The organism is Pseudomonas sp. C2B4 (assembly GCF_013359695.1).
Lineage (GTDB): Bacteria > Pseudomonadota > Gammaproteobacteria > Pseudomonadales > Pseudomonadaceae > Aquipseudomonas.
This window is the reverse complement of record NZ_JABFMU010000046.1, coordinates 19,986-38,412: the sequence shown is the minus strand read 5'-3', so window position 1 is coordinate 38,412 and position 18,427 is coordinate 19,986. Positions and strand designations below refer to the sequence as shown.

Below are 18,427 nucleotides of genomic sequence, written 5' to 3'. Positions count from 1 at the left end.
TGGTGGGCGAGCACTCCAAAACGAATCAGATGTTCCATACGCTCGCCTGAGAGGCAGAGGGCTGCACCGCAAATGGGGCGGGCAGCGCATCTGCTTCCGTGTAGAGGGTTGCATCATGAAACTTCATTCGTTTCAACATTACTCTCAGGATCTGGAAAGGGGCGTTCACGACACGTGGATTACCGCCAGGGTGAAGTCAGCCCTGGCCATGGCCGAACCAAGCCTTGGCCTGCAAATCCATGTCAAAACCCATGCGGGCACGGTAGCGTTGAGCGGCCGCGTCAACACCCATAAACAGTGTGAGCAGGCTGTTGGTCTGGCGCGTTCGGTTCAGGGCGTCGTCGAAGTCGATGCCCGGGACTTGCTGACTCACGTGTTCACGCCAGGCCATATTCCAGAAGCGCCCAACGCTGAGGAGGCCCCAGAAAAGCGGTCACAATCATCAACAAGGGTGGACGATAAATAACCCTGTCGGTCGTGTCAGTGCAGCGCTCCCGTGAGCCGGAAGCGCTGCGTCGGCCGTGTCGCTGTCAGTGGATTCAAAATTCAGGCTGCTGCTTCTGCGGATCGTGCTTGAAGGGCGCAGGTGGTCGGGTGCTCGGCGAGCGATACGAAGCGGCGGCGGCTGCCATCGAGTGCATCGATCGAACCGGTTTCGATGTCGTAAACCCAACCATGCAAATTCAACAGGCCTTTCTCCTGAGCCAGGCGCACGCTCGGATGTGTCTGGATATTGGCCAGTTGCGCGATAACATTTTCCCGCACCATCGAACTCACTTTCGCCGCTTCATTGGCATGAGTTCGTGACTCGTTGATGACTTTCGCCGACTCGGCGTGTTGCAACCAGCTGCCGACCGCCGGCAAGTGATCCATGCAAGTGCACTTGGCGACTGCAGTCATGGCGCCGCAATCGGAATGACCGCAGATCACGATATCGGTGACGCCCAGTACCGCGACGGCGTATTCGACCGTGGCCGACACACCACCGGGATGGGGGCTGTAGGAGGGCACGATGTTGCCGGCGTTACGGATCACGAACAGCTCACCGGGTTCCTGTTGGGTCAGCAGTTCCGGCACGACACGGCTGTCGGAACAGGTGATGAACAAGGTGCCTGGGTGTTGGGTGGTGGCCAGGTGTTTGAACAGGTCGGTACGTTGTGGAAAGACTTCTTTCTGGAACTTCAAAAAACCGTCGATGAGCGCTTTCATGTTGTGTACCTGCAATGCGTTGATGAGTGATCGAGGAATCGTCAGTTCGTGCAACCGGTGCCAACGATGCTGTATTCCAGAACATGGGTCTCACCGTGGGAATCGCGGTAAGTCATTTGCACTGGCGTCGGGCCGCACACCTCGGCGGCGGGGGTGATGTTTACAACGTGGGCGATGTCCAGGTGCATGCCGTAGGCGTAAGGAACAGCTTCTGACGCAACGGCGGGATTCTGGGCGAAGGCCGACAGGGAGGCGGTCAGTGCCAGGGCGAAAAACAGAATTTTTTTCATGACGAATCCTCCAGACGAATGTGGTGGTGTGTTGAATCCGGGTTGAGTCAGTTTTTTTGAAGTAGGCCCGCAGAGGCTGCGGGCCGGTGTCCAGTCAGAAAGGACGCAGGGGCAGGAACTTGCCGTCGAGGGTGATCACGGCACGGTGACCGCCTTCAGGGTCTTCGACTTTTTTCATGTCCAGCTTGAAGTTGATCGCGCTGATGATGCCGTCGCCGAACTGTTCGTGAACCAGGGCTTTGAGGGTGGTGCCGTAGATCTGGATCATTTCGTAGAAGCGGTAGATGGTCGGGTCGGTCGGAACACCGGACAAGCTTCCGCGCAGCGGGATGATTTGCAGGCGGGCCACCGAGTCGGCGTCCAGCTCGAGCTTTTCGCCGATGACCTTGGCGGCGCTTTCCGGCAGCGGGTGCTGGCCGAGCAGGGCAGCGGTGACGTAAGCCAGACCGAGGCCGGTGCCTTTGGCGACGTCTTCGAAGGACAGGTTCTTGCGAGCTTTGGCGTCCAGGATTTTAGCGGTCAGTTCGAGGCTGGTGTCGTTGTAATAGTGGGACTGTTGCATGGTGAATCTCCTGTTGCAGTGGGGTGTGCTTGGGTGTGGGCTCATCTTCTGCCAATCAATTCATAGCGTCCAAGATCGATATACAATGCAAGGTATAAGCACTGCCTATAGATGGAGATCCCATGCTGCTGCGTCATCTGCGTTATTTGCTGGCCGTCGCCGATAACGGCGGCTTCACTCGCGCCGCCGAAGCCTTGCACGTGTCCCAGCCGACCTTGTCGCAACAGATTCGGCAGCTGGAAGAAACCCTCGGCGTCAGCCTGTTCGATCGCACCTCGCGCACGGTCAAGCCCACCGATGCGGGCCAGGCCTACATCGAGTGCGCCCGACGGGTGCTGGTGGAACTGGAGGCGGGCAAGCGTGCGCTGCATGACGTGAAGGACTTGTCCCGCGGCAGCTTGCGCCTGGCCATGACCCCGACCTTCATGGCGTACCTGGTGGGGCCGCTGGTGCGCGATTACGTGGCGCGGTACCCGAATATCCATCTGGAAGTGTTCGAATTGTCGATGGACGACATCGAGGCCGGGCTGGCGGATGACTCACTGGATATCGCGATTGCGTTTGATCAGGTGAGAAGCGCTGAGATCGAGTCGATTCCGGCGTTTACCGAGACGTTGGGGTTGATGGTCGGTCGGGCGCACCCGTTATATGAGAGCCAGGACGCATTGACCTCTGAAGAGGTCGCGCAGTTGCAGTTCGCCTTGTTGACCCCGGACTTCGTCACCCGTACCTGCATTGACGAATACTTCGTTCAGGCGCGGATCACACCGAAGGTGGCCATCGAGGTCAATTCGGTCAATACGCTGCTGGAAGTCATTCGCCACACCGCGATCGCGACCATCCTTCCGGAACCTATCGCCACGGGCGATCGTGCCTTGCGCAGGATTCCACTGGCGGGAGAGGCGCCGAGGCGCGGGGCGGCGCTGCTTCGGCGCAAGAACAACTATCACAGCGCGGCGGCGTTGGCGTTTGTGGATCTGGTGTTGGGTACAAATATCTCATAAGCACCACAACCCCCTTTGTGGGAGCGAGCCTGCTCGCGAATGCGGTAGCACATTCAACATGGATGTCGACTGGAAGTTAGCCTTCGCGAGCAGGCTCGCTCCCACAGTGGATGTGGTTGAACCTGAACTTCAGGCATTAAAAAAGCCTGCTCTTATTAGGAGCAGGCCTTTTTATTTGATGAGTCAGTGAAGACTCAACTTAATTAGTACAACCGATCAATCACCCGAACTTCGTTCTGATTCTGCATCGAGGCCCAGGCCTGTTTCAGCGTTTGCAGAACATTACCGATGAAGTCTTTGTCGGCCGCAGCTTTCTTGCCGACGTAGCCCTGGCCGCGACGGTACATCTTCAGTCGGGCAAGCAGGTTCTGGTTGTTCTGGTCGAACTCCGATTCATGGGCGTGGGGCGACAGGCAATCGATATGAACGCTGCCCGATTTGCTGATCCACAGAATATGGTTGTCGAGCGTATCTTTTTTCGCTGCGAACAGACGAGCCAGTTCTTCGATAGTCGGTTGATTGTTCAGATTCATGGTAAAGCCCCCTTGACCAATTGGTGATCTTTCAAAGTTGGTTCGCTAATACAAGTAGCCCATCGGTTAGTTGATCCCTGGCACCGAAACCAGGACGTCAGCAGTCGTCCGTCGAAATCGACGGGGTCCCGCGTCTGTTGCATGTAGTCGTGTTGAATAACTGCTACGCAATAGCGTCACAACGAAGAGAAGCAGCGATAACCTTCTGGCCCTGCCGACGTTTTCAGGGTCGGCCACAAGCTTCATGAGGATGGATCGCCAGCGCTTCTCGCCCTTGTACTGGACGTTCAGGCCAGGTCAGCTTCTTCAATCTGCCTTGTGGGCAGCGTGTATCCGGAAAAAACAGCTCGGCGGTCAGACGAGCTTGCTCAAACGTGTTGCCTGTACTCCCGATCGGGGAGACGTCTGCATCATGCAAGGGCAAAACGGAGTCGTCAACGGTTTTGTAGTGATTATTTTCAGTCACTACATATTGTCGGACAAAGCTGTGGGGAATTAGGAAAAGGGAGGGGAAAGCGCAGGTCAGGAGGGCTGCGGTGCAACCTCAAAGCGGTAGAGGGTGCAGGGATAGCCGTCGATGGTGTGTTGGTGCCGGGTGAATCCGCCGGGGCTGAGTGTCGGTATCACCGAGGTCCAGAAGCACCGCGCTGTCTGGTTCGCATCGATGTGGAAAATCTGCCATTGACCGGGGAATCGGCTCAAGAGGGTGGATACGACAAACTTCGCGACACCCTGGCCACGAAAGCGTCGTGCGACAAAGAGGTAGCCCATGTTATAGCGGGCGCCGGGCAGGTGGGTGTCGTCATCCACGGTCACGAAGCCGGCCAGCTCGTCGTCGACCCTGATCAGAAAAGGGTGTGTTGCGGGGTTTCGCCAGTAATCCGGTTTTGGCTGGACGTTGAAGAAGCCGTGCTCGGAGAGTTTCAGCGGCAACCACTGGCTGAAGTCATAGGTGTAGAACTGCATCAGGTTTTCAATGGTTTCCAGCTCGTCGCGTTGCGCGGCATGCAGTGCTATTGACGACATGGGAAGTGGCCCCTGAGGCGCGATACCAGTCAGCCAATGATAGATCGAACCAAGAGGAACCTGTGGCGAGGGAGCTTGCTCCCGCTGGGTCGCGAAGCGGCCCCGTTATCCCTGAAAGAGCAGGGATTGCTGCACACCCCAACGGGAGCAAGCTCCCTCGCCACAGGTGCGGTGTGATTGCTTCAAGCCTTGCTCGCCGGTTTTGCTGTGCGTTTGGCGCCGGTCGATGCCTTGCGCTTGGCCGGCTTGCGTTTGTTTTTCCACGGCGTGGCACCTTTGCCGGCAGGGCTGGCCGGGCCGCTGATGGTCAGGCCCAGGCCGGCGCAACGGGCCACCTGCTTGCTCATCCAGGCCGCCTGTTTAGTGACGAACTCTTCGAGGCTCATTTCCCCGTTCTGCACCATGTCCAGCGCCTGCTCCCAGATGGCCGTGGTGCCCGGATCGGCAATTGCCCGCGGGACGGCATCTATCAGGCTGAACGCGGCCGGGGTGGCAGACAGTGCCTTGCCGTTCTTGACCAGATAACCGCGGTCGAGCAGGCCCTGGATGATCGAGGCGCGGGTCGCTTCGGTGCCGATGCCGGTGGTGTCCTTGAGTTTCTGCTTGAGCAGCGGATCGTCCACCAGCTTGGCCACGTTCTTCATGGCTTTGATCAGGTCGCCCTCGGTGAAGGGCTTCGGCGGTTGGGTCCACAAATCCTTGAGCTGCACACTGGCCACTGCGCAATCGATACCTTCTCTGAGGTTGGGCAGTGTTTGCGGGGCTGGAGCCTCACGACCCTTGGCCGGGGCGAGGGCTTCGGGCAGGGCGCGTTTCCAGCCCGGTTCGACGATCTGCTTGCCGACCGCGCGCAAGGCTTCACCGGCGCAGTCGAAGTCAGCCTGGGTACGGTCGTATTCGTGGTTGGGCAGGAATTGCGCCAGGTATCGCGCGCGAATCAGGGTGTAGACCGCACGGTGTTTGCCAGTCAGGCGCTCAAGGTTTTTCGCCGCTGCCGTGGGGATGATGCCGTGGTGCGCGCTGACCTTGGCATCGTTCCAGGCCCGTGAGCGTCGTTGAGGTTCCAGGTGATCGTGCAAGGCATTCAGCGCCGGGTCGGCCTGCTGCAATGCCGCCAGAATGGCCGGGGCTTCGCTGTGTTGGCTGAGTGGCAGGTAGCCGCAGTCGCTGCGCGGGTAGGTGATGACTTTGTGGGTTTCGTAGAGCGCCTGGGCGATGTCGAGGGTTTCCTGGGCGCCAAACCCGAGTTTCTTCGAGCAGACTTCCTGCAGGGTGCCCAGGTCGAACGGCAGCGGTGCCACTTCGCGCATCCGTTCGGTGCGCAGCTTGATCACCCGGGCGCTCGCCGCACCCGTCATCGCGGCTGCGGCCTGCTGGGCCAATGCCTGATTCAGGCAGCGATCCTGATCGTCGCAAACCTCGGAAGCCGCCCGCCATTGTGCGGTGAAGGCGGTGCCTTCATGCAGCAGTTGTACGTCGATGGCCCAGTAGGCGACCGGCACGAAATCGGCAATGCTGCGGTCGCGATCCACCACCAGGCGCAGGGTCGGCGTTTGCACCCGACCGACCGGCAATACGCCCTGATAACCGGACTGGCGCCCGAGCAGGGTGAACAGCCGGCTCATGTTCATCCCGATCAACCAGTCGGCCCGGCTGCGTCCCAGTGCCGAATGGTAGAGGCTGAAGGTCTCGGCGCCTGGCTTGAGCGCGGCGAGGGCCTTGCGGATCGAGGCGTCGTCCAGGGCCGACAGCCACAGGCGGCGGATCGGGCCACGATAGCGGCAGTGCTCCACCAGTTCCCGGGCGATCATCTCGCCCTCACGGTCGGCATCCGTGGCAATGATCAGTTCCGACGCTTCGCCGAGCAGGCGCTTGACGGCCTTGTACTGGCTGGCGGTGCGCGGTTTGACGGTCATCTTCCATTTGTCCGGGATGATCGGCAGGTCTGCCAGCACCCAGCGTTTGTAGCGCGCGTCATAGGCGTCCGGCGGCGCCGTTTCCAGCAGATGGCCGATGCACCAGGTCACCGTGACGTCCGTTCCCAGCCAACAACCATCGCCACGGCGCCTGGCGCCGAGTACGGCCGCAATGTCTTTGGCCTGGGAAGGTTTTTCACAGAGGTACAGCCGCATAACCACCATCGTCGATCAGTGTCCGGGAGGTGCACAGAATGGCGGGAGAAGGGCGCGAGGGCAATCTTTATCTGTATGGATGTACAGCGGATGCGTTGCGATGGGTTGCCGGGTCCGTTCGGCTGTGACGCAGTCACGAATGCAAAATCTGGGTTATACCTGATACATCGTGGTCTCAGGTTTCGGGGCTGCGACGCAGCCCATAGCGGGCAAGTCGGGTCGCCGCATCGCACGCTCCCACAGGTCAACACTGTCATGAGGAACGTTTTCCATGAAAAGCACCGGTCCTAGCCCTGTCATCACCATCGCCGAGCAGCCCGGCTGCCTGTTGGTGAAGTTTCACGGTATCCAGGTGGCCGCGTCCTCACGCGCGCTGGTGCTGCTGGAGGCCAATTACCCGCCGGTGTATTACGTGCCGCGAGAAGACATCGACGAGAAGTATTACGCCCGTACCGATCACACCAGCTATTGCCCGTACAAGGGTGATGCCAGTTATTTCAGTTTGCAGGTGCCGGGGCATGAAGGGGCGAATGCGGTGTGGAGTTACGAGAACCCGAAAGTCTCTGTTGCACAGATTCGCGAATACATGGCGTTTTATCCGGATCAGGTGAAGTTCGAGGTTGTTGAACTGGACGAGTGACAAGAGAAGCCATGATCCACTAGCCACTGTGGGAGCGAGCCTGCTCGCGAAAGCGGTTGAACAGTCACCATCAATCTTGACTGTTCTACTGCTATCGCGAGCAGGCTCGCTCCTACAGGTCAGTTTTTGTCCAGATCCACATTCCGCGTTTCACGCAGGCACAGCATCCCCACCACCAGGCTCACCCCGGTGATCACCACCGGGTACCACAGCCCGTAGAAGATGTCCCCGGTGTACACCACCAATGCGAACGACACCGTCGGCAGGAAACCGCCGAACCAGCCATTGCCGATGTGGTAGGGCAGGGACATCGAGGTGTAGCGGATGCGGGTCGGGAACAGTTCGACCATCAGCGCCGCCAGCGGGCCGTAGCACATGGCGGAAATGATGATCAGCGCAACAATCAAGGCCACGATCATCGGTTTGTTGATCTGCTGCATGTCGGCCTGTTGCGGGTAGCCGGCGAGGGTCACCGCGCCACGCAGGGCGGCTTCGTCGAAACCATCGATCTTCACATCGCCGATGCTCACCTGCACGCCGCTGCCGGCCGGGGCGGCGGCGCTGTTGTAGGGCAGGCCCTGCTTGACGAGGAAGGTCTTGACCTTATCGCACGGGCTGTCGAATTTCGCCTTGCCCACCGGGTCGAACTGGAAGGTGCAGGTGGCCGGGTCGGCGAGCACGGTGATCGGTGCCTGGCGGCTGGCCAGGTCGATGGCCGGGTTGGCGTAGTGGGCCAGGGTCTTGAAGATCGGGAAGTACAGCGCCGTGGCCAGCAACAGGCCGAGCATCAGCACCGGTTTGCGCCCGACCTTGTCCGACAGCCAGCCGAAGAAAATGAAGAACGGCGCGCCAATGGTCACGCTGACAATCAGCAGGCCGTTGGCCACGGCGGGGTCCATTTTCAGGAACTGGGTGAGGAAGAACAGCACGTAGAACTGTGCCGCGTAGAAGGTCACGGCCTGCCCGGCGTTGATGCTGAACAGGGCGATCAACACGACCTTGAGGTTTTCCCATTTGCCGAATGAGTCGCGGATCGGTGACTTGCAGAGCTTGCCTTCTTCTTTCATTTTCACGAAAGCCGGCGACTCGTGCAGGCTCAAGCGAATCCAGGTCGAGATGCCCAGCAAAATGATCGAAAACAGGAACGGAATGCGCCAGCCCCAGACTTCGAACTGATCGCCGGTGAAGTAGCGGCAACCGAGCACCACCAGCAGCGATAGCAACAGGCCGAGGGTGGCGGTGGACTGAATCCAGCTGGTGTGGAAACCGCGTTTGCCGATGGGCGCGTGTTCTGCCACATAGGTCGCGGCGCCGCCGTACTCGCCGCCCAGGGCCAGGCCCTGGAGCATGCGCAGTACCACGAGGATGATCGGCGCGGCGATGCCGATGCTGGCGTAGTTCGGTAGCAAGCCGACGCAGAAGGTTGCCAGGCCCATGAGCACGATGGTGGCGAGGAAGGTGTATTTACGTCCGATCATGTCCCCCAACCGGCCGAACACCAGGGCGCCGAACGGCCTGACGATGAAACCGGCGGCGAAGGCCATCAGGGCAAAAATGAACGCGGTGGTGTCGTTGACCCCGGCAAAAAACTGTTTGCTGATCACCGCCGCGAGGGCGCCGTAGAGGAAGAAGTCATACCACTCGAAGACCGTGCCGAGCGACGAGGCGAAGATGACTTTCTGGGTTTCCTGGCTGGTGCCCGCGCTGCGCACGGCCTCCAGGGACTGAACGTGTTCTGACATATCGGTATCCCTCACAGTGATTGTTTTTGTTGTTCCACTGGTGTTGCGTGTCCGTGAATCAGATGCAAATCCCTTGTGGGAGCGGGCTTGTGTGGCGAGGGGATTTATCCCCGTTGGGCTGCGAAGCGGCCCCAAAACCAGCACTCACATTGGATCAGGTAAACCGCATGCAACGTTTTTACGACAGCTGCGCTGCCGAACGGGGATAAATCCCCTCGCCACACAGGCTCGCTCCCACAGGGGGAGTGTCTACAGCAAGATTGAGGATCAGTTCTGCAGCCTTTTCGGCGATCATCAGCGTAGGCGAACAGGTGTTGCCCGAGGTGATGTTCGGCATGATCGAGGCGTCGGCAATGCGCAACCCTGGAATACCGTGAACCCGCAGTTGGGCATCGACCACCGCATCCGCATCGTTGCCCATCCGGCAAGTGCCCACCGGATGGAAAATGGTCGTACCGATTCGCGCGGCGGCTTCGTGCAGTTGTTCTTCGCTTTGCAGGCTGTCGCCGGGCAGGTATTCAACAGGCTTGAACTGTTTCAGGGCTGGCGCGGCGACGATACGCCGGGTCAGGCGAATGGCATCGGCGGCCACGCGCAAATCCTCGGGATGGCTCAAATAATTGGGCTGGATCAGTGGCGCTTCCTGTGGATTCGCAGAGCGGATTTCCACCTTGCCACGGCTTTGCGGACGCAAGTCGCAGACCGATGCGGTGAATGCCGGGAAGGCATGCAGCGGTTCGCCGAAGCGCTCCAGCGACAGCGGCTGCACGTGGTATTCGAGATTGGCCGAGGTCTGTTCCGGCCCCGAGCGGGCAAAAGCCCCGAGCTGACTCGGCGCCATCGACAGCGGGCCGCTGCGGTCATACAGGTAACGCAGGCCCATGCCCATCTTGCCCCACAGGCTGCCCGCGATCTGGTTCAGCGTGCGGGCATTTTCCAGTTTGTAGATCAGCCGCAGTTGCAGGTGATCCTGCAGGTTGCCACCCACGCCGGAGAGTTCATGGACAACGCCGATGCCCAGGCGTCGCAGCAGCGGGCGAGGGCCGATCCCCGAACGCTGGAGGATGCTCGGCGAGCCGACGGAGCCGGCACACAGAATGATTTCCTTGCGGGCCTTGAAGGTTTTCGCCTGGCCTTGCCAGCGAGCGCTGACCGCCGAGGCCCGCGCGTTTTCCAGTACTACACGCTCGACTTCGACGCCGGTCAGCACGGTCAGATTGGCGCGATCGCGGATCGGCTTGAGAAAGGCCTTGGCCGCGTTCCAGCGGATGCCGGCCTTCTGGTTGACCTGGAAGTAACCACAGCCTTCGTTGTCGCCCTGGTTGAAGTCATCGATGCTGGCGATGCCGCTTTGCTCGGCGGCGCTACGGAAGGCATCGAGAATCGGCCACGACAGGCGCTGGCGTTCGACGCGCCATTGGCCGGCGGCACCGTGAAATTCCGATTCGCCGGCAAAGTGGTTTTCGCTTTTCTTGAACAGCGGCAGCACGTCCTGCCAACTCCAGCCGGGGTTGCCATCGGCGGCCCAGCGGTCGTAATCGCCGGCCTGGCCGCGCATGTAGATCATGCCGTTGATCGACGAGCAACCCCCCAGCACTTTGCCACGGGGATAGCTCAGGGTTCGGCCTTGCAGGCCGCTTTGCGCTTCGGTCTTGAAGCACCAGTCGGTGCGCGGGTTGCCGATGCAGAACAGGTAACCCACGGGGATGTGAATCCACGCATAGTTATCGCGACCACCGGCTTCGAGCAGCAGCACCCGGTGTTGCGGGTTGGCCGACAGCCGATTGGCCAGCAAACAACCGGCCGGTCCGGCCCCGACCACGATGTAGTCGTATTCTTCGAGGGAAATTTGCATCCCTGACCTCGTGTTGTTGTTCTTGTTGTGCTTCATCCTAGTTGTTAGCTTTCGTCAAAAGAATGTTAGTTTTTACCCACCGGCTGTGCGTTTTTAAACAGCATCTTCCATCGCCAAGCTCAAGGACGATTCATGTTCGACTGGAATGACCTGCGGTTTTTTCTGGAACTACAGCGCAGCGGGCGTTTGCTCACCGCTGCCCGCCGTTTGAACACCACGCACGCCACGGTCGCACGGCACATCGAGGCCATCGAAAAGAGCCTCGGCAGCGCACTGTTTGTGCAGCATGCCCAGGGTTATGAGCTGACTCCGGCCGGCGAAGCGTTGCTCAAACATGCCGAAGCCATGGAAAACGTCGCGCTGCTGGCCCAGGAAGAAATCACCCAGTCCACGGCGCCACTGGGCAAGATCCGCGTCGGGGTCACGGAAGGGTTGGGCATCATGTTTCTGGCCAATCGCATGAACGGGCTGTTCGAACGCTATCCGGGGCTTGAGGTGGAACTGGTGGCGGTGCCGCGCTTTGTCAGCATCCTCAACCGCGAAGCGGAAATCAGTATTCACCTCGAGCGCCCGTCCGCCGACATGCTGGTCACACGCAAACTCACGGACTATCGCCTGGCGCTCTATGCCAGCCAGGACTACCTCGACCGTTCGCCGCCCCTGAGCAGTCGCGAGGATCTTGGACGGCACGCCTGGATCGGTTACGTCGACGATTTGTTGTTCAGCCAGGAACTGATGTTCCTCAACAGCTTCTGCCGCAATCCACGGGTGGTCTTCCACAGCACCAGCGTGATCGCCCAGCAACAGGCCGCCCGCGCCGGTCTGGGCATCGCCGTGCTGCCGTGCTACATGGCCAGCGCCGACCCCGGACTGGTGCCGTTGTTTCCCGACGAAAGCATCCTGCGCAGCTACTGGATCAGCACCCGCCGCGAGCTGCACAAGTCCGTGCGGTTGCGGGTGATGTGGGATTACGTGGTGCAGTTGTGCGAGCGTGAGCAGGGTCTATTGCTCGGTCCCAATCCCCTGTAGGAGCGAGCTTGCTCGCGATGGACGTGAACGATAACGCGTAGAATCAGATGCCCAGCGGCGCCCTCGGGTTTTTCGCGAGCAAGCTCGCTCCTACTCCTGCGGCTTTCCGTCAGGAATCGACAGGATGGCGCGCAATCCGCCTTCCGGTCGGTTGACCAGCGTAATCCGTCCGCCCAGTCGGGTAGCGATGGTGTTGACGATGGTGAGCCCCAACCCCGCGCCTTGTGTGTTGCCACGGCTATAGAAGCGTTCGAACAGGCGGGCGCGATCCGCTTCATCGATCCCCGGTCCCTGGTCTTCGACACTCAAGTGGTAAAAGCCCTCGGCCTGATTCAACTGCACGGTGATCACACCGTGCTCGGGCGAGAAATTCGCGGCATTGGTGATCAGGTTATTCAGGGCGATATCGATGGCAGCGGCGTCAGTGGCCACTTTGCACGGCTGGTCGCTGGCATCGAAGGCCAGTTCCAGGTTCTTGCTCAGCAGCCAGGGGGTGAGCTGGACCAGGCTGTCGCGCACGGTCTGGGTCAGGTCGATGGTGCGCAGGGCAGGGGCGGTGGCCTTGGGTTCGAGGCGGGCCATGGTCAGCAATTGATTGACCAGGCGACTGGTGCGGTCCACACCCGCGATCAGGAACGCCAGGGATTCGCGTCGCTCCTCTTCGGTGCCGGCTTCGAGCAGGTTTTGCGCGTGCACTCGCAACACGGCCAGGGGCGTGCGCATTTCATGGGCGGCATCGGCGATGAAGCGCCGCTCGCGGCCCAGGACTTCCTGGATCTGCGCGAGCATCCGGTTGAGCGCCGCCTGCATCGGTTCCAGTTCGCTGGGCAGCGGCGTCAACTGCAGCGGCTCCAGTGAACCGCTGTGCCGTGCCCGCAGCGTTGCCGCCATGTCGGCCAGGGGTTTGAGGCCCCAGCCGATGGCCAGCCAGACCATCGCCGCCAGAATCAGGCTGCCCAACACGTTCGGCCACAGGGTATGGCGCACGATCCGGTCGACCAGGTCGGCACGAACGTCGTCGCGTTCGCCGACCCAGATCCGCAGGTCATTCTGCTTGTCCTCCAGCAGGAATGCGCGCCAGTGACGGTTGTTGAGGTCCACCACGTCGCTGAAACCGGGACTCGACGGCGGTACGGTGAAGGAGGGCGCGCTGGCGGTGTGCACCAGCACCTCGCCCTTGTGGTTCCAGACCTGAAAGGCAATTTTGCTTTCGTAAGGGTGGCCATCGACCCTCGGCACCGCTTCGCTCAAGGCCATGTTGAACGCCTGATACAGATGAGCATGTTCCTCGCTGGCCAGCGGCATGCGCATCACACCCTGGAGCAGCCGGGCGTTCTGGGCCAGTTGGGCATCGTAGACTTCGGCGATTTCGTGGTTGCTGTCGTGCAGGTTGAGCACGCTGATCACGGCGAGACCGGCGAGCATCAGGCCGATGATCAGCGTCAGGGTGCGACGCCTGATCGAGGTCATCGGCGCTCCTCCACCAGGTAGCCGACACCGCGGATGGTGCGGATCAGGTCGGTGGAGAACTTCTTGCGCAAGTGATGGATATGCACTTCCAGGGTGTTGCTTTCCGCTTCCTCGCTCCAGCCATAGAGCAACTGCATCAAGTGATCGCGGGTCATGACCCGACCCGGCGGCGAGAGCAGTTCGTGGAGCAACTGATACTCCTTGGGCGTCAACGCCACCGGCTCACCCCGATAACTGACTTGCTGAGTACCGGGGTTCAGGCTGATGCCGGCGTGTTCGATCAGCACTTGAGCGCGCCCCGCGCTGCGTCGCAGCAAGGCTCGCAGGCGCGCCTTGAGCTCGGCCAGGTCGAAGGGTTTGATCAGGTAGTCGTCGGCGCCGGCATCGAGCCCGGCGATGCGGTCCTCGGTGGCGTCCCGGGCGGTCAGGATCAGCACCGGCACATTCGAGCCGCTGTCACGCAGGCGGCGCAGGACTTCGAGGCCGTCCATGCGTGGCAGGCCCAGGTCGAGCACCGCCAGATCAAAGGCTTCGCTGAGCAGTGAATGCAGGGCACTGCTGCCGTCCTGTATCCAGTCGACGGTGTAACCTTCGCGGCCCAGGGCTTGATGGATGCCTTCACCCAGGGCCACGTCATCCTCGATCAGTAATAAACGCACACGGACTCCTGTCAGTTGAGTTTCTTGTTGACGTCGACCAATAGCGTTTCGATTTCCTGGCGGCGCCCGGCATCGGCGGTTTCACGACCCGGCCGTGGCGGCGCGTTCAGGGCTTTTTGCAGTGCGGCTTTAGCTTCACTGTAGCGTTTTTGGCGGTAGAGGTGATCGCCCCAGAAATACAGGCTGTCGATACCGTTGGGGTTCATTTGCAAGGCGAGCTTGAGCAGCTGTTCAGCCTTGTCCGAGTCGCCGAAACCGATCGGCCAGCCCGGTACACGGTCATACAGCGCGCCGAGGCTGGTGTAGGCCGAGCCTTGCAGGGCCTTGGGGTCCAGGGACAGGGCTTTTTCCAGATCGACCTTCGCCTGCTTGACCTTGCTCAGCGCGCTGAGCCCGCCCTGGGCACCGGCCCAACTGCTAGTGACAATACCGGACCAGATCCACGCCTCGGCGACCGATTGGCGTTCCTGGGTGAAGCTCGTTGTCTGGGTGGCCAGTTTTTCGAACGCGGCCGTGCGTTGATCGGCGGGCAGTTCGTATTGGATATGGGCCCAGCTTTGCTGGATACCGGTCAGGCGTTGCTGGTCGGCAGCGTCCAGGGCCCAGACGCCTTGGCTCAGGGCTCCCAGCAGCAGACACGCGGCGAATTTTTTCATGGCTTGAGGTTCTCGTTGTCGGGCTTTTGACTCAGGCGGCGGATCAGCGGCAATTGCTTGCGCAAACCACGGTCCACCAGGTTGGGCAGCAGGCTGTTGAGGCGAACGAAAAAACGCTCCGGCCAGCCCAGGTACAGGTCACGGCGCTCGCCGGCGATGGCGTGAATCACTGCCGAGGCGACGGCCTGCGGGTCGTCGACACTGGCTTTGAGCGCGTCGTTCAACGCCTGCGCCGCCGGGCTGTTCATACTCGTGCGGGTGGCACGTGGCGCGACATACAGGACCCCGACCCGCGTGTCCGCCAGTTCCCGGCGCAGGGCTTCGGAAAACCCGCGCAACGCAAACTTGGTGGCGCAATAGCTGGCGTAACCGGCGTAGCCGATGGAGCCGTAGGTTGAGCCGACGTTCACCACCATGGCGCTCTCGGCTTGCTTGAGCAGCGGTAGCAACAGTTTGGTCAGGCAGATCGGTGCGTCGACATTCACGGCCAGCATCCCGTGGATGTCACTGTCGTCGAGTTGTTCGAGCATGGCGAACTGGTTGACCCCGGCGGCGTTGATCAGCAGGTTGATGCCGCCGATGGCTTCGGCGGCGACCAGCACGTTTTGCCGGTCGGGCGCCACGGTCAGGTCGGCACCCACCCAGGACAGGCTTCGGGGGTAGCGTTCGAGCAACGGCATCAACGGCTCCCGATGCCGGGCCACCGCCAGTACGTGAGCACCGCTGGCACACAGCGCGGTGGCGATGGCCAGGCCGATACCACCGCTGGCACCGGTCAGTACGACACGAGCCTCAGACAGGCGCATGCAGGTTCTCCCCGTGATGCGGCAAGCCGCGGAACATGTCGGCGTACAGCTTGTAGACCACTTTGGATGCATGAATCACCGCAGCCTGATCGGCCGGATCGTCCAGTGCATTCATCAGCCGGCGATAGGTTTGCATGTGCTCGATATCCAGCGATCCGTGGGAATCGAGGTAGCTGAAGGCACTTTCCGGCAAGCCCAGGTGCTGGCGAATGCTGCCGGCGGCGTGGGTGGCCAGGGCAATGCTGGTGCCTTCCAGCACATTGACCATGCCGAACAGGCCCACCGGGTTGCCTCGGGCAATCAGGTCGTAGAGGAAGCTGACCATCAGTTCGATCGGCAAGGCCGGCCGGCCATCTCGTACGGCGTTTTTATCGCCGCCGCAGGCCTCGATGTCATCGAGTACCCACTGTTCGTGGCCGTACTCGTCCTCGATGTATTCGCACACCGCTTCGCGCAGCCACTCAAGGCGCGTCGGCAGGCGCGCGCCGCAGGCCATCATCAGGGGCACGGTGTGGCGCACGTGGTAATAGGCTTGTGTCAGAAAGGCCCGGTAGCTTTCCAGGCTGACCCGACCTTCAAGTGCGTCAAGAATGATCGGCAGGTTGAACAGCTCGTGGCGCTCCTGGTGCGTCGCGGTTTGCAGCGTGTCAAAAAAACTCATGGTGCGGGTTCCTCGGAAAGTCGGGTGTCGGTGAGCTGCGCCCGGTAACGCTCGACGATGGCGTCACGACGTGGGCGGCCATTGGCGGTCAGCAAGCCATTGGCGGGTGTGAACGGTTGATCCAGGCGGCTCCAGCGATGGACCCGGGCGTAATCGGGCAAGGCCTCGTTGGCCTCGGCGACGGCGGCGGCCAGCTGTTCGTCGGTGCAATCGGGGCGATGCGGCCAGAGCAAGGCATGGTTGCGCGGCATGGCTTCGCCGTAGACGAAGGCTTGGGCGATGTGACGTCGCTGGGTCAATTCCGCCTCGACCCATTCCGGGTTCACGTTGCGGCCGAAACTGGTGACGAATTGATGCTTCTTGCGGCCCTTGAGGTAGAGAAAACCCTGTTCATCGAACTCGCCGAGATCGCCGCTGGGCCACCATTCATCGGGGGACGGCGCCTGGCCCAGGTAGCCCAGCAGGATCGAGCCCTTGATCAACACCTCGCCGTCGTCGGCCAGGCGCACTTCCACATGGGGCAGCGGCCGGCCGACACTGCCGGGGCGATGGGCGCCTGGACGGTTGAGGCACACCACCGACGCGCATTCAGACAACCCATAGCCTTCGTAAACCGGCAGGCCGGCAGCTTGCGCGCGCTGCAGCAGCTCTGTGGAAACCCGCGCGCCACCCACGGCGGCGAACCGTAACGACTGCGGGTCAAACGCCTTGTTTTGCGCCGCGTTGACCAGCAGCAGCAACAACTGCGGCACCAGAATCAGGCTCTCGGGCGCTCGCGTGGCCAGGCAATCGAGCAGGCGCGGCACCTCCACACCGCTGGCGCCCTGGATGCCCAGGGTGCGCTGACCAGGCACACTCAAGGTCGCGCCGGCATGGAGCGCGGCATAGCAACCGAGGTTTTCCAGCAGCACCGCCAGGGGCAGCAAGGCCATGTGATGACGTGGGGCGCTGGATTGGCTGGCCTGGTGCAGTTCGCGAGCGACCCGCAGGAGGCTTTCGGCGCTCAGGCACACACCTTTGGGGGTGCCGGTGGTGCCTGAGGTAAAGGTCAGTTTGGCGGTGCCTTCGGGCAGGCGGGGCGGGGCGCTGAAGTGGCGGCGCCAGAATTCACCGTGTTTCTCATAACCGGCCGTTTGCAGTTCGCATTCAAGTTCCGGCGGGGCAATCACTCGTTCAGCCTGGCTCTGTTCCAGGCAGTGGCTGCGCTGGGCGGGGCTGAAAAATGGCGGCAGCGTCAGGCAGGTCAGGCCCTCGAAGAGCGTGGCCAGATCCCAGAGCATGGCTTCGACGCCATTGTCCAACGCCAGTGCGATCACCTTGACGTGTTCATCGCGCAGGCGTTGCTGGCGATGCATCACCTCGGCGTACAGCGTGGCGTAGTCCATCTTTAATTGATCGCCCCACAGGGCGATGGCGTCGGGCGTGCGTTCGGCGTGGCTGCGCAGGGTTTGTTTGAATCGGTCCATTTCAGGCGACATGGATGGACTCCTCGGTGGACGTTGGCAAACCGAGGCGCCTGAACAGGCCGATGTTGCATAAATGAGTGAAACCGGCGCGGATATCGCCCACGTGGACCCAGGGTTTGCTCTCGTAGTAACTGCCCCAGCTGTGGCGGTCGTCGCCCAGCCGTTCGGCGTCGGCGGCGCACAGGGTCACCGGTTGCAAGCCCAGGCGATGGAAGCTGTTGACCAGGCCGATGTTGCCGGTGAACGCCACCCATTCCAGGCCACCCATGGCCAGCAGGTAAGTGAGGGTAATGATGCTCAGGCGAGCACTGCCGGTGTCGCTGGCCGCCAGGTTGCCGACTTCGACGATCCCGGCCCGGTCCACCGGGCGGTCGGCAGCGGCGCTGATCAGCGGGTCGATCGGTTCGTCGAGGTAGCGTTCCAGAAACAGCTGCCCGCTGCTCGCCACGCGCACACCCGCCACCGCACAGAGCTCGCCCGCCTGGTTGTTCATGCCAAACAGTTCCGGCATGAAATGACGGATGTCGGCACCGTGGACCCGGCGGAAATGGTGCTGGATAAAGGCTTCGAAACCAGGACGTTGCGGGTCGTCCGGCAGCGCCCGGACCAGGCTCATTGGCGGTGTCTCGGCCTGGCCGAAGTGCAGCGGTAGCGCAATGTTCCAGTTGAAATCGGCCATGAAAGGCA

Annotated in this window: 19 protein-coding genes; 4 read left to right on the top strand and 15 right to left on the bottom strand. The window is 61.3% G+C overall.

Annotation, left to right across the window (positions count from 1 at the left end; all coding sequences use genetic code 11):
* The first annotated feature begins 115 nt into the window (after window positions 1-115).
* Window positions 116-466: a BON domain-containing protein gene (locus HNQ83_RS23515; RefSeq protein WP_175391147.1), complete on the top strand. Its 351-nt coding sequence runs from the start codon at window positions 116-118 to the stop codon at window positions 464-466.
* Between the two features lie 80 nt (window positions 467-546).
* On the opposite strand, the gene HNQ83_RS23510 is transcribed toward HNQ83_RS23515, so the two are convergent.
* From HNQ83_RS23510 to cynS, 3 genes are all read right to left on the bottom strand, one after another.
* Entirely contained in the window at window positions 547-1,209 is a 663-nt protein-coding gene (locus tag HNQ83_RS23510) for a carbonic anhydrase (RefSeq protein WP_175391146.1), read from the bottom strand.
* 41 nt (window positions 1,210-1,250) lie between these two features.
* Window positions 1,251-1,499 carry a DUF2790 domain-containing protein gene (locus HNQ83_RS23505; protein ID WP_175391145.1) on the bottom strand — a complete coding sequence of 83 codons (249 nt, stop codon included), beginning with the start codon at window positions 1,497-1,499 and terminating at the stop codon, window positions 1,251-1,253.
* 94 nt (window positions 1,500-1,593) lie between these two features.
* Window positions 1,594-2,061, bottom strand: a complete 468-nt coding sequence (cynS, locus tag HNQ83_RS23500) for a cyanase (protein WP_175391144.1) — start codon at window positions 2,059-2,061, stop codon at window positions 1,594-1,596.
* Window positions 2,062-2,183: 122 nt separating this feature from the next.
* Here cynS and cynR point away from each other — a divergent pair, with 122 nt between their 5' ends.
* On the top strand, window positions 2,184-3,065 hold the full coding sequence (cynR, locus tag HNQ83_RS23495) for a transcriptional regulator CynR (protein ID WP_175391143.1): 882 nt from the start codon (window positions 2,184-2,186) through the stop codon (window positions 3,063-3,065).
* Window positions 3,066-3,268: 203 nt separating this feature from the next.
* Here the strand turns inward: cynR and HNQ83_RS23490 are convergent, their stop codons facing one another.
* The 3 genes from HNQ83_RS23490 to HNQ83_RS23480 all read right to left on the bottom strand — a co-directional run bounded on the left by HNQ83_RS23490 (window position 3,269) and on the right by HNQ83_RS23480 (window position 6,756).
* Window positions 3,269-3,598, bottom strand: coding sequence for a hypothetical protein (locus tag HNQ83_RS23490; RefSeq protein ID WP_175391142.1), 330 nt, complete (start codon window positions 3,596-3,598; stop codon window positions 3,269-3,271).
* A 522-nt stretch (window positions 3,599-4,120) separates the two neighbouring features.
* Window positions 4,121-4,624 carry a GNAT family N-acetyltransferase gene (locus tag HNQ83_RS23485; RefSeq protein WP_175391141.1) on the bottom strand — a complete coding sequence of 168 codons (504 nt, stop codon included), beginning with the start codon at window positions 4,622-4,624 and terminating at the stop codon, window positions 4,121-4,123.
* 182 nt (window positions 4,625-4,806) lie between these two features.
* Window positions 4,807-6,756, bottom strand: coding sequence for a DNA topoisomerase III (locus tag HNQ83_RS23480; protein WP_175391140.1), 1,950 nt, complete (start codon window positions 6,754-6,756; stop codon window positions 4,807-4,809).
* A 271-nt stretch (window positions 6,757-7,027) separates the two neighbouring features.
* Between HNQ83_RS23480 and HNQ83_RS23475 the strand changes: the two genes are divergently transcribed.
* A complete protein-coding gene (locus HNQ83_RS23475; protein ID WP_095195058.1) occupies window positions 7,028-7,396 on the top strand; it encodes a DUF427 domain-containing protein in 369 nt (122 codons plus the stop codon).
* A gap of 119 nt (window positions 7,397-7,515) precedes the next feature.
* Here the strand turns inward: HNQ83_RS23475 and HNQ83_RS23470 are convergent, their stop codons facing one another.
* Both HNQ83_RS23470 and HNQ83_RS23465 read right to left on the bottom strand, forming a co-directional pair.
* Complete coding sequence (locus HNQ83_RS23470) at window positions 7,516-9,138, bottom strand: MFS transporter (protein WP_175391139.1); 1,623 nt, start codon at window positions 9,136-9,138, stop codon at window positions 7,516-7,518.
* 178 nt (window positions 9,139-9,316) lie between these two features.
* On the bottom strand, window positions 9,317-10,993 hold the full coding sequence (locus HNQ83_RS23465; RefSeq protein WP_175391138.1) for a GMC family oxidoreductase: 1,677 nt from the start codon (window positions 10,991-10,993) through the stop codon (window positions 9,317-9,319).
* Window positions 10,994-11,125: 132 nt separating this feature from the next.
* Here HNQ83_RS23465 and HNQ83_RS23460 point away from each other — a divergent pair, with 132 nt between their 5' ends.
* The gene (locus HNQ83_RS23460; RefSeq protein ID WP_175391137.1) at window positions 11,126-12,022 is read left to right on the top strand and encodes a LysR family transcriptional regulator; all 897 of its coding nucleotides are present in this window, start codon (window positions 11,126-11,128) and stop codon (window positions 12,020-12,022) included.
* Window positions 12,023-12,112: 90 nt separating this feature from the next.
* On the opposite strand, the gene HNQ83_RS23455 is transcribed toward HNQ83_RS23460, so the two are convergent.
* From HNQ83_RS23455 to HNQ83_RS23425, 7 genes are read right to left on the bottom strand one after another with little or no spacing between them, the layout of a single operon-like run.
* A complete protein-coding gene (locus tag HNQ83_RS23455) occupies window positions 12,113-13,492 on the bottom strand; it encodes an ATP-binding protein (RefSeq protein WP_175391136.1) in 1,380 nt (459 codons plus the stop codon).
* Window positions 13,489-14,151 carry a response regulator gene (locus HNQ83_RS23450; protein ID WP_175391135.1) on the bottom strand — a complete coding sequence of 221 codons (663 nt, stop codon included), beginning with the start codon at window positions 14,149-14,151 and terminating at the stop codon, window positions 13,489-13,491. The genes HNQ83_RS23455 and HNQ83_RS23450 overlap by 4 nt, the downstream gene beginning before the upstream one ends.
* 11 nt (window positions 14,152-14,162) lie before the next feature.
* On the bottom strand, window positions 14,163-14,807 hold the full coding sequence (locus HNQ83_RS23445) for a tetratricopeptide repeat protein (RefSeq protein ID WP_175391134.1): 645 nt from the start codon (window positions 14,805-14,807) through the stop codon (window positions 14,163-14,165).
* Window positions 14,804-15,613: an SDR family oxidoreductase gene (locus tag HNQ83_RS23440; protein WP_175391133.1), complete on the bottom strand. Its 810-nt coding sequence runs from the start codon at window positions 15,611-15,613 to the stop codon at window positions 14,804-14,806. Before HNQ83_RS23440 ends, HNQ83_RS23445 begins: the two co-directional genes overlap by 4 nt.
* On the bottom strand, window positions 15,600-16,274 hold the full coding sequence (locus HNQ83_RS23435) for a TenA family transcriptional regulator (RefSeq protein WP_175391132.1): 675 nt from the start codon (window positions 16,272-16,274) through the stop codon (window positions 15,600-15,602). Before HNQ83_RS23435 ends, HNQ83_RS23440 begins: the two co-directional genes overlap by 14 nt.
* The gene (locus tag HNQ83_RS23430; protein WP_175391131.1) at window positions 16,271-17,752 is read right to left on the bottom strand and encodes an AMP-binding protein; all 1,482 of its coding nucleotides are present in this window, start codon (window positions 17,750-17,752) and stop codon (window positions 16,271-16,273) included. Before HNQ83_RS23430 ends, HNQ83_RS23435 begins: the two co-directional genes overlap by 4 nt.
* On the bottom strand, window positions 17,742-18,419 hold the full coding sequence (locus tag HNQ83_RS23425; RefSeq protein ID WP_175391130.1) for a thermostable hemolysin: 678 nt from the start codon (window positions 18,417-18,419) through the stop codon (window positions 17,742-17,744). Before HNQ83_RS23425 ends, HNQ83_RS23430 begins: the two co-directional genes overlap by 11 nt.
* Window positions 18,420-18,427: the final 8 nt, after the last annotated feature.

Excerpts from the sequence above, each read along its gene's own strand:
- cynR (WP_175391143.1), top strand. The coding sequence starts at position 2,184 with ATGCTGCTGCGTCATCTGCGTTATTTGCTGGCCGTCGCCGATAACGGC.
- HNQ83_RS23490 (WP_175391142.1), bottom strand. The coding sequence starts at position 3,598 with ATGAATCTGAACAATCAACCGACTATCGAAGAACTGGCTCGTCTGTTC.
- cynS (WP_175391144.1), bottom strand. The coding sequence starts at position 2,061 with ATGCAACAGTCCCACTATTACAACGACACCAGCCTCGAACTGACCGCT.
- HNQ83_RS23455 (WP_175391136.1), bottom strand. The coding sequence starts at position 13,492 with ATGACCTCGATCAGGCGTCGCACCCTGACGCTGATCATCGGCCTGATG.
- HNQ83_RS23435 (WP_175391132.1), bottom strand. The coding sequence starts at position 16,274 with ATGAGTTTTTTTGACACGCTGCAAACCGCGACGCACCAGGAGCGCCAC.
- HNQ83_RS23480 (WP_175391140.1), bottom strand. The coding sequence starts at position 6,756 with ATGCGGCTGTACCTCTGTGAAAAACCTTCCCAGGCCAAAGACATTGCG.
- HNQ83_RS23445 (WP_175391134.1), bottom strand. The coding sequence starts at position 14,807 with ATGAAAAAATTCGCCGCGTGTCTGCTGCTGGGAGCCCTGAGCCAAGGC.
- HNQ83_RS23475 (WP_095195058.1), top strand. The coding sequence starts at position 7,028 with ATGAAAAGCACCGGTCCTAGCCCTGTCATCACCATCGCCGAGCAGCCC.
- HNQ83_RS23510 (WP_175391146.1), bottom strand. The coding sequence starts at position 1,209 with ATGAAAGCGCTCATCGACGGTTTTTTGAAGTTCCAGAAAGAAGTCTTT.
- HNQ83_RS23430 (WP_175391131.1), bottom strand. The coding sequence starts at position 17,752 with ATGTCGCCTGAAATGGACCGATTCAAACAAACCCTGCGCAGCCACGCC.
- HNQ83_RS23470 (WP_175391139.1), bottom strand. The coding sequence starts at position 9,138 with ATGTCAGAACACGTTCAGTCCCTGGAGGCCGTGCGCAGCGCGGGCACC.
- HNQ83_RS23465 (WP_175391138.1), bottom strand. The coding sequence starts at position 10,993 with ATGCAAATTTCCCTCGAAGAATACGACTACATCGTGGTCGGGGCCGGA.
- HNQ83_RS23460 (WP_175391137.1), top strand. The coding sequence starts at position 11,126 with ATGTTCGACTGGAATGACCTGCGGTTTTTTCTGGAACTACAGCGCAGC.
- HNQ83_RS23440 (WP_175391133.1), bottom strand. The coding sequence starts at position 15,613 with ATGCGCCTGTCTGAGGCTCGTGTCGTACTGACCGGTGCCAGCGGTGGT.
- HNQ83_RS23515 (WP_175391147.1), top strand. The coding sequence starts at position 116 with ATGAAACTTCATTCGTTTCAACATTACTCTCAGGATCTGGAAAGGGGC.
- HNQ83_RS23425 (WP_175391130.1), bottom strand. The coding sequence starts at position 18,419 with ATGGCCGATTTCAACTGGAACATTGCGCTACCGCTGCACTTCGGCCAG.
- HNQ83_RS23485 (WP_175391141.1), bottom strand. The coding sequence starts at position 4,624 with ATGTCGTCAATAGCACTGCATGCCGCGCAACGCGACGAGCTGGAAACC.
- HNQ83_RS23505 (WP_175391145.1), bottom strand. The coding sequence starts at position 1,499 with ATGAAAAAAATTCTGTTTTTCGCCCTGGCACTGACCGCCTCCCTGTCG.